At 65.0% G+C, this 9,038-nt stretch carries 7 protein-coding genes and 1 pseudogene; 1 reads left to right on the top strand and 7 read right to left on the bottom strand.

Features of this window, described 5'->3' with window-relative positions:
- Window positions 1-394: aldehyde dehydrogenase family protein (locus EOA23_RS27975; RefSeq protein WP_127306527.1), on the bottom strand; the 394-nt coding region annotated here is incomplete at its 3' end.
- A gap of 157 nt (window positions 395-551) precedes the next feature.
- Here EOA23_RS27975 and EOA23_RS27970 point away from each other — a divergent pair.
- Window positions 552-1,310: an SDR family oxidoreductase gene (locus EOA23_RS27970; protein ID WP_127306526.1), complete on the top strand. Its 759-nt coding sequence runs from the start codon at window positions 552-554 to the stop codon at window positions 1,308-1,310.
- 27 nt (window positions 1,311-1,337) lie between these two features.
- On the opposite strand, the gene EOA23_RS27965 is transcribed toward EOA23_RS27970, so the two are convergent.
- The 6 genes and pseudogenes from EOA23_RS27965 to EOA23_RS27940 form a co-directional block, all read right to left on the bottom strand.
- Complete coding sequence (locus EOA23_RS27965) at window positions 1,338-2,030, bottom strand: TIGR02453 family protein (RefSeq protein WP_127306525.1); 693 nt, start codon at window positions 2,028-2,030, stop codon at window positions 1,338-1,340.
- A complete protein-coding gene (ligA, locus tag EOA23_RS27960) occupies window positions 2,030-4,237 on the bottom strand; it encodes an NAD-dependent DNA ligase LigA (RefSeq protein WP_127306524.1) in 2,208 nt (735 codons plus the stop codon). The genes EOA23_RS27965 and ligA overlap by 1 nt, the downstream gene beginning before the upstream one ends.
- A 479-nt stretch (window positions 4,238-4,716) precedes the next feature.
- Entirely contained in the window at window positions 4,717-6,390 is a 1,674-nt protein-coding gene (gene recN, locus EOA23_RS27955) for a DNA repair protein RecN (RefSeq protein WP_127306523.1), read from the bottom strand.
- An 8-nt stretch (window positions 6,391-6,398) separates the two neighbouring features.
- Window positions 6,399-7,268 carry an outer membrane protein assembly factor BamD gene (locus EOA23_RS27950; protein ID WP_112127203.1) on the bottom strand — a complete coding sequence of 290 codons (870 nt, stop codon included), beginning with the start codon at window positions 7,266-7,268 and terminating at the stop codon, window positions 6,399-6,401.
- Window positions 7,269-7,467: 199 nt separating this feature from the next.
- The gene (gene lpxC / locus EOA23_RS27945; protein ID WP_126060096.1) at window positions 7,468-8,415 is read right to left on the bottom strand and encodes a UDP-3-O-acyl-N-acetylglucosamine deacetylase; all 948 of its coding nucleotides are present in this window, start codon (window positions 8,413-8,415) and stop codon (window positions 7,468-7,470) included.
- A gap of 356 nt (window positions 8,416-8,771) precedes the next feature.
- Window positions 8,772-9,038 (bottom strand): annotated as a pseudogene (locus tag EOA23_RS27940) (cell division protein FtsZ); the annotation flags it as partial.

The following is a 9,038-nucleotide window of genomic DNA, read 5'->3' as shown; positions in this document are numbered from 1 at the left end:
GATGCAGCCCGCCGGCCACCGGCTTGGCGTAGCGGCGGATGTTCTCGTCCGACGGATAGGGCATGTCTGCCAAGGTCTCCGGCGCCGCACCGGCAAGCAGCTCCCCGATCAGCGCCAGGCGCGGCGTCTCGTCGGCCTGCCACAAGGGCCTGCCGATCTGCCACGCCACCGCTTCGGCAAGCGGGGCGGCGCGCGCCTTCATCTCCTCGCCGAAGCGCAGAAGGATCGCCAGGCGCTCGGCCAGCGGCGTGCGCCTCCAGCCCGGCAACGCCGCGCGAGCCCGGGCGACCGCGGCCTCGATCGCGGCGCCGTCGGCATAGTTTCGCGTGGCGTAGATCGAGCCGTCGACAGGAGAGGTCACCGAGAAGGTCCGCGCGCCGGAATGCAGGTTCATGGTCTTGGAATCCACCCAAAAGGAAAGCCGTCAATCGCGGCACGATATCGCGATTTTCCATTTTGGCAAATTTTTTCGAATACGGCTTGATGGAATTTTTGTCCGCCCCTATTGTCCCGCCATCGCGCCTTGGCGCCAACATCAAGAGGGGTGACGGATGGTCGTCTTTGATTTCACCGGCAGGCATGCGGTCGTGGCCGGCGCCGGCGGCGGCATGGGCGAGGCCATCGCGCTTGCCCTGCTCGATGCCGGCGCCTTCGTCACCGCCATCGACGTGAAAACGCGCCCGGCCTCGCTTGCCGGTTATGACGATCGCCTGACCTTCGCGCAGGGCGACCTGACCGACGCCGCTTTCGTCGAACAGGTCATCGGCGCCGCCGGCCGCGAGCGCGGCGGCATCGACTATCTCGCCAACGTCGCCGGCGTGCTGTGGTTCGGCCGCGACAAGTCGGCGCTGGACATGGATCTCGGCGTCTGGGACGACGTCTTCAACATCAACCTGAAATCCTTCGTGCACACGGCGCGCGCGGTCGTTCCCCATATGCGCGCCGGCGGGCGCGGCGGCGCCATGGTGCATTTCTCGACCATCCAATGGTATCGCGGCGATCCCAACCCGCAGGACGCCTATCAGGCCTCGAAGGCCGGCGTGTGCGCGCTGTCCAAGTCGCTCGCCATGCAGCTTGCCGCCGAGCGCATCCGCTCGAACGCGATCTGCCCCGGCATGGCGCTGACGCCCCTGCAGGCGCGCTGGGACACCGAGGAAAAACGCGCCGCCGTCGCGAACTATGCGCCGCTCGGCCGCATCGGCACGCCGCAGGACATGGCCAATGCCGCCCTCTTCCTGCTCTCCGACGCCGCGAGCTACATCACCGGCATCGAGCTCGCCGTCGACGGCGGCCTGCTGATGCGGATGTAAGCCCCTGGCGACCGCCGAACGGCGGCGTCAAGCGGCCACGACCGTCCCCTGGATCGCCCTGCCCCAATCGAGCAGCGGCTTGGCGCCAAGCGTGAAGTCGACGAGATCGTCGACCAGCGCCGGCGAATGGATCGTCGCCGGATGGATGTCGTGCCGGACCACGAAATGGCGGTTGCGCACCGCCTGGGCGAGATCCTCGTCGCCGACATCCTCGAAGCCGCGCGGCGCCCGCTTCAGGCGATCTTCCACATCGAGTTCCAGCCCGGCCTTCTTGAGCGACGAGACCATGGCGCGGAACTCGGCCGGCTTGGTCACGATCGCCTTGCGCATCGCCTGCAGCAATTCGGGCGCCGGCTGCCACCAGGCAACGCCGGCGAAGCAGCGCTCAAGCCCGATATGCACATAAAAGACGCCCTGCTCCATCTTGGTGCCGTCGGGCGACAGGATCGCTGAGAGATGCCGGTTATAGGGCCGCTTGTCCTTCGAGAAGCGCACGTCGCGATTGATGCGGAACAGCGACCTCTTGCGGTCGCCGCGCAGCCCGAGCTTGGCCGCTTCGAAACGCTCGCTGAGCGTCTCGACCAGATCGCAGAACGGTCCGTGCAGCTCGCTGTCGTAAAGGGCGCGATTCTCCTGAAACCATTCGCGGCTCTGATGGAAATCGAGCGCCTTGAGGAACGGGATGGCCTTCGGCCCAAATCCCTTGAACGCGCCAGTCATCAGCCAGCCCTGCCGATGCGCTGCAGCCAGGTGTCCTCGTCGATCACCTCGATGCCGAGCTCGCTCGCAACTTTCAGCTTCGAGCCTGCGCCGGGCCCCGCCACCACCAGGTCGGTCTTGGCCGAAACCGAGCCAGCCACCTTGGCGCCGAGCCGCTCGGCCATCGCCTTGGCCTCGGAGCGCGTCATCTTTTCCAGCGTGCCGGTGAACACCACCGTCTTGCCGGAGACTTCACTGCCGGCCGAGATTTCCATGACATAGGGTTTGGGGTGGACCTGCGCGAGCAAGGCATCCAGCACGTCGTCGTTGCGCTCATTGCCGAAGAAGTCGCGCAGCGCATTGATCACCGTGTCGCCGATGCCGTTGATCGACGGGAAGACGCTGTGCGGATGCTCCGCCTTTGCCGTCTCCTTGCCCACGCGGATCAGCTCTTCGATGGTCGAGAACTGGCGGGCAAGCACGGCCGCCGTCGTCTCGCCGATATGACGGATGCCGAGCGCGAAGATGAAGCGGTCGAGCTCGGGCTCGCGGCGAGCGTCGATGGCGGCGAAGAGCTTGTCGAGGCCTTCATAGTTGCGCTCCTCGACGCTGCGCACATTCTTGCGCGTCTTGCCTGAGGCTTCCTCGCGCAGCCGCGCCTGCTCCTCGCGCCGCTCGGCCAGCGCCTTGGTGACGGCCGGGCGGCGATCCTTCAGCGTGAAGATGTCAGCCGCCGTCTTCACCAGTCCCGCATTGAAGAAGAGGTCGATGTTTTCCGCGCCGAGGCCCTCAATATCCATCGCGCCGCGCGACACGAAATGGCGCAACCCCTCCACCGCCTGGGCGGCGCAGATCAGCTCGCCGGTGCAGCGCCGGCGCGAATCCTCCTTGCCGGTCTTTTCGTTGATCTCGCGCGTCGCCGGCGAGCCGCAGACCGGGCAGGTATGCGGAAATTCGTAAGGCACGGCATTAGCCGGACGCTTGTCGATGACGACGCTGACGATCTGCGGGATGACGTCCCCCGCCCGCTGGATCACCACTGTGTCGCCGATGCGCACGTCGATGCCGTCGCGGATCGGCTGACCGTTGCTGTCGAAGCCCTTGATGTAGTCTTCATTGTGCAGCGTGACGTTCTCGACCACCACGCCGCCGACGGTCACCGGCGCCAGCCGCGCCACGGGCGCCAGCGTGCCGGTGCGGCCGACCTGGATGTCGATCTTCTGGACCGTCGTCATCGCCTGCTCGGCCGGGAACTTGTGGGCGACGGCCCAGCGCGGCTCGCCGGTGACGAAGCCCCAGCGGCGCTGCAACTCAAGCTGGTCGACCTTATAGACGACGCCGTCGATGTCGTAGCCCAACGACGAGCGCAATTCCTCGATATGATGGTACTGCGCGATGAGTTCGTCGATCGACTTCGCCCGCACCATCAGCGGGCTAACCTTGAATCCCCACTCCTTGAACTTCTGCACGGAATCGTACTGGGTCGGAGCCGGATCGGCGGTGGTGTAGCCCCAGGCATAGGCGAAGAATTTGAGATTGCGGCTGGCGGTGACCGACGGGTCCTTCTGACGCAGCGATCCGGCTGCTGTGTTGCGCGGATTGACGTAATCCTGACCGCCTGTAGCCGCCGAACGCTGCTTCAGCGCCTCGAATTCGGCATAGGTCATATAGACCTCGCCACGGATTTCGATGACCTCCGGCCAGCCCGAGCCCTGCAGCTTCTTCGGGATATCGGCAATCGTCTTCAGATTGGCGGTGATGTCCTCGCCGACCGCGCCGTCGCCGCGCGTCGCGCCCTGCACGAACACGCCGTTCTCATAGCGCAGCGAAGCCGACAGGCCGTCGATCTTCGGCTCGGCGGTGAAGGCGATGTCGAGGTCCTTGTCGCGGTCGAAGAAGCGTCGGCCGCGCTCGATGAAATCGGCGACGTCCTGGTCGGTATAGGCCTTGGCGAGGCTGAGCATCGGCACCACGTGCCGCACCTTGGCAAAGCCTTCGGCCGGCGGCGCGCCGACCCGGCGCGACGGCGAATCCTCGCGCACCAGATCGGGAAAGCGTTCTTCGATGGCGAGGTTGCGCCGTGCCAGCGCGTCATATTCGGCGTCCGAGATCGTCGGGGCGTCCTCGGTGTGATAACGCCGGTCGTGCTCGGCGATCTCCGCCGCGAGCCGCTTCAGCTCCTCCGCGGCTTCACCCTCGCTCAGCGATTCGACTGGTTTTTCCGACATGCATCAGTCCCTGGATTGTGGCGCGCCACTATAAATCAGGATTCGTCGGCAGGGCTCGTAGAAAAATCATTGGCCAACGGCAGGATACAGCCATCTGCTGACTCACCTTGCAAGGTTGGAGAAGCAAGCGCCGAGCCGGGATTTTTGACCGTTCGGCTTTGTTTTTGTTGGCAGGTGCCATGCCTTGGAGATTGGCCGAAACGTCCACCCGTCGTCATCCACGGGCGTAGCGACGCGAAGCGGAGCGCAGACCCGAGGATCCATGCCATGACGCCAAGGCGTTGCAACGGGTTCAGAAGTTCTGCTCCGCGGCATTCCTCGGCCAAGGTAACGGCATGGATTCCAGGGTCTACGCGGTACGCTTCGCTTCCCGCTCCGCCCTGGAATGACGACGGGATGGGCGTTTCAGCCAATCTCCAAGGCCATGCCACCTGCCAAGGCAACCAGAGCCGACCGGTCAAAATCCCTATGTCGACTAACTACGCCGCGGCCGTGTTCTCGCGCAGCAACCTCTCCGCAGCGGCGCGCGCCTCGTCGGTGATGACGGCGCCTGCCAGCATACGCGCGATCTCCTCCTGGCGCGCGGCGCGGTCCATTTCGGCGATGCCGGTGGCGACACGGTCCTTGCCGCCGGATTTGGAGATTAGGAAATGCGTCGCGGCGCGTGCCGCAACCTGCGGCGCATGCGTGACGGAAAGCACCTGTACGCGCTTCGACAGCCGCGCCAGCCGCTGGCCGATGGCGTCGGCCACAGCGCCGCCGACGCCGGTGTCGATTTCGTCGAAAACCAGGGTTGGTGCCGAGCCGCGATCGGCGAGCGCCACCTTCAGTGCGAGCAGAAAGCGCGAGAGCTCGCCGCCCGAAGCGACCTTCATCATCGGCCCCGGCCTGGTGCCCGGGTTGGTGCGCACCCAGAACTCGACTTGGTCGGTGCCTTCTTCCATGCGGCTTTCGGCATCGCTCCCCATCTCGACGATGAATTCGGCCCGTTCGAGCTTCAGCGCCGGCAATTCGGCCATCACCGCTTTGGTCAAGCCCGATGCCGCCGCCTGACGCAGGGAGGAAAGCTGCGCCGCCGAAATATCGTAGGCCTCGCGCGCCGCGGCGGCCTGCTTTTCCAGCGCGTGCAACCGCTCCTCGCCGGCATCGAGATCGGCAAGATCGGCCACCATCGTGTCGCGCAGTTGCGCCAGATCGTCCACCGCGACATTGTGCTTGCGCGAGGCCGCGCGCAGCGCGAACAAGCGCTCCTCCGCTTTCTCCAGGCGCTGCGGATCATACTCGGTGGCGCGAAGCGCGGCTTCCACGCCGGATTGCGCCGCATCGAGGGAGATCATCGCCTCGTCCAGCGATTTCACCACGTCGTCGAGCAGGCCCGGCGCCTCGCCCGCCTTGCGCTGCAGCCGGCGCAATAGGCTGGCAAGCTGCGGCAGCGGCGAGGACGGCCCCGACAGCACATCCTGCGCGTCATGGATTTCGGCGGCGATCTTCTCGACCCGCATCATCTGCGCGCGCAATTCGGCAAGCTCCGTCTCCTCGCCCGGCTGCGGATCGAGCTTCGCGAGCTCGGCGACGGAAGCGCGCAGATAATCGGCCTCGCGCGCCGCCGCCTCGACCTTCGCCCGATGCCGCGAAAGCTCCTGCTCGCAGTTCCGCCAGTAGCGCCAGGCTTCGCCCGTGCCGCGCACGGCGCCCAAATGGCCGCCGAAACTGTCCAGCAATTCGCGATGCGCGCCGGGATCGACCAGCGCGCGCTCGTCATGCTGGCCGTGGATCTCGACCAGCGCGCGGCCGACATCGCGCATCAGCGTGACGCTGGACGGCTGGTCGTTGACGAAGACGCGGGTGCGGCCGTCGCCGGTCTGCACACGGCGCAGGATGATATCGCCATCGTCCTCTATGTCGTTTTCGGCAAGCAGCGCGCGGGCCGGATGGTTGCGCGGCACATCGAACACCGCGATGACCTGGCCTTGCGCGGCGCCATGGCGCACGAGCGAGGCGTCGCCGCGCGCGCCGAGCGCGAGCGACAAGGCATCGAGCAGGATGGATTTGCCGGCGCCGGTTTCGCCCGTCAGCACCGAAAGCCCAGGCAGGAAGTCGATGTCCAGCTTCTCGATCAGGACGATATCGCGGATCGACAGTCTGGACAGCATCGCAAGCTTCAGGCGCCGGTGATCAGCTTCCCGGCCTTGGAGATCCACGATCCGGCATTCTCGCGCGGCTCAAGCCCGTTGCTCTGCAGGAGCTTGTAGGAATCCTTGTACCACTGGCTGTCCGGATAGTTGGTGCCGAGCACCGCCGCGGCCGTCTGCGCTTCCGAGGTCAAGCCCATCGCATAGTAGGACTCGGTCAGGCGCGCGAGCGCCTCCTCGACATGGCGGGTGTTGGAATAGTTCTCGACCACGGTGCGGAAGCGCTTCACGGCGGCGATGTATTCGCGGCGCTCGAGATAGTAGCGGCCGACCTGCATCTCCTTGCCGGCAAGCTGGTCGTTGGCGAAGCGAATCTTGTCCTTGGCGTCGGCGACATATTCGGAGTTCGGCCAGCGCGTCACCAGATCCTGCATGGTCTGGATGGTCTGGCGCGCTTCCTTCTGATCTTGGGTGACGTCCTTGATCTGCCGGTAATAGCTCAGGCCAATGATGTATTGGGCGTAGGCTGCGTCGTCGGTCGAGGGATAAAGCGTCAGATAGCGCTTCGCGGTGCCGATCGCCTCGTCATAGTTGCCGGCGCGGTAGTCGGCGAAAGCCCCCATCACCATCGATTTGCGAGCGAATTCCGAATAGGGATGCTGGCGGTCGACCGCATCGAACTTCTTGCTCGCCTCGTCGAGGCGGCCGGCATTCATGTTGGCCAGGCCCTGGTTGTAGAGGACGTCGGCGGGCTCGGTCTGATCGACATAGGTCGCCAGGTTGACGTCCTTCTCGGAGGACATGCAGGCCGAAAGAACAAGCGCGGGAGCAACCACCGACAGCGCCAGCAAAACACCCCGACGCGGCGTTACCGATTGACCAACTCGCGAAAAAAACATGTTTGGATTCCGCCCCTTCGGCGTCGTTTCGGTCCGGCCGAAGCCATAAACCATTATCCCCTTGCCCGGCAACGCTATGTCCGGCCAATCGCACATTTTTGTGGCGGCTTGGCGCTGCGACCGGGGTTGTGCAATTTCAGCGATTCGTGATGCAATCGCGCAACACAACCTGACTACAACGCCAGAAAACTGTTAAAAATCAGATCACCCAGGGTGCGTAGACCGGCCGGCTGACGGCAATCATCTCGGCGACGCGGCCACGCTCGCGGCGCCGGGTCTCGACGATCTCGAAGGCCGTGTGGTCGGAAAGCAGCCGGCGCAACGCGGACGCGTTCATCCGGTGGCCGCCGCGATAGGAGCGGAAACAGCCGATGAAGCGCGCGCCGGCCAGCGCCAGATCGCCCATCGCATCGAGCGTCTTGTGGCGGGCGAACTCATTGGGGTAGCGCAACCCGCCGACATTGATGACGCGGTTGTCGTCGCCGATAACCAGCGAGTTTTCGAGCGACGAGCCGAGCGCGTAGCCGGCGGCCCAAAGCCTCTCGACGTCCTTCATGAAGCCGAAGGTGCGGGCACGCCCAATGTCGCGGCGGAAGATGTCGGGGTTGATGTCGGAGGCGAATTGCTGACGGCCGATCGCCGGACTCTCGAAATCGATCTCGACCTCGAACCGCGTGCCGTCATAGGGACGGAATTCCGCCCAGGACGCGCCGGCTTCCACGCGCACCGGCTTGACGACGCGGATATAGCGGCGCTTCACCGCCAGCGTCTCGATGCCCGCCTGGTCGAAGGCTTCGACGAACGCCATGGCGCTGCCGTCGAGTATCGGAACTTCCGAGCCGTCGATCTCGATGATGAGATTGTCGATGCCGAGGCCGAACACCGTCGCCATCAGATGCTCGACGGTGCCGATATGCGCGCCGGCCGGATCGCCAAGCATGGTGCAAAGATCGGTAGCGCCGACTTCCGCGACCAGGGCGCGGAGCTCACGGGCTTCGCCGCCGCTCGAGAGATGGAAGACGATGCCCGTATCGGCGTCGGCCGGCAGGAAATGAACGGTGACGGTCTTGCCGCTGTGGACGCCGATGCCAGTCAGCGTCGCGCGCGATTTCACTGTCGTCTGATAGTCGTGCAAGAGTAACCCCATACGCCCAAAATGCCTGCGTCCGCTCCATCGGCCTTGGGTATCTTGCAGCCAGTGAACGGTCTGGCGCTCGCATGGAATGCGGCAAAATAAGCAAGAGCACGCGGCTCTGTGTGATCGGCAGGCAGGGCTACTCCCCGAATCCCGGCAAACCGACTTTAGTCCGTGGCGAAGATAGTGGCCCGCCCTGGAGACTCCAAATCACGGTTTCTTACCCCGTGTAACCACGGGGTTTTGTTAAAAATAGATCGTAAGCGATTGTTTTTAATATATTTTGCAAAAGCAACAGGCAGACGATTTCTCGTCTGCCTGTTAACAACCGTTATATATCGTTAACGATCGGCGGTGCGCCGCATCGCTCAGTTGGCCTGGCGGCGCAGGAAGGCCGGGATTTCCAGCTGATCATCTTCCTGGACCGTGCGGGCCTGCGGCGTCAGCCGGCCCTGGTCGTCGAGCTGGCCGCGGCGCGGCGCGTAGAGCGCAGGATCCTGGCTGGCGAGGCGGCGCATCTCGGGCGCTGCCTGGCGCAGCTTCGGTTCGCGCGGCTGCGCCGGCTGGAGCCGCGCCGGCTCTTCCTCGCGGCGGGTCAGGCCGGTGGGCAGCCGCCTGATCCGCCCCACCGGCCC

Origin of the sequence: Mesorhizobium sp. M2A.F.Ca.ET.042.01.1.1 (assembly GCF_003997405.1) — a bacterium.
GTDB lineage: Bacteria > Pseudomonadota > Alphaproteobacteria > Rhizobiales > Rhizobiaceae > Mesorhizobium.
Note: the sequence above shows the minus strand (reverse complement) of the source record. Positions and strands in the feature narration are given on the sequence as shown.

Excerpts from the sequence above, each read along its gene's own strand:
- EOA23_RS27970 (WP_127306526.1), top strand. The coding sequence starts at position 552 with ATGGTCGTCTTTGATTTCACCGGCAGGCATGCGGTCGTGGCCGGCGCC.
- ligA (WP_127306524.1), bottom strand. The coding sequence starts at position 4,237 with ATGTCGGAAAAACCAGTCGAATCGCTGAGCGAGGGTGAAGCCGCGGAG.
- EOA23_RS27965 (WP_127306525.1), bottom strand. The coding sequence starts at position 2,030 with ATGACTGGCGCGTTCAAGGGATTTGGGCCGAAGGCCATCCCGTTCCTC.
- recN (WP_127306523.1), bottom strand. The coding sequence starts at position 6,390 with ATGCTGTCCAGACTGTCGATCCGCGATATCGTCCTGATCGAGAAGCTG.
- EOA23_RS27950 (WP_112127203.1), bottom strand. The coding sequence starts at position 7,268 with ATGTTTTTTTCGCGAGTTGGTCAATCGGTAACGCCGCGTCGGGGTGTT.
- lpxC (WP_126060096.1), bottom strand. The coding sequence starts at position 8,415 with ATGGGGTTACTCTTGCACGACTATCAGACGACAGTGAAATCGCGCGCG.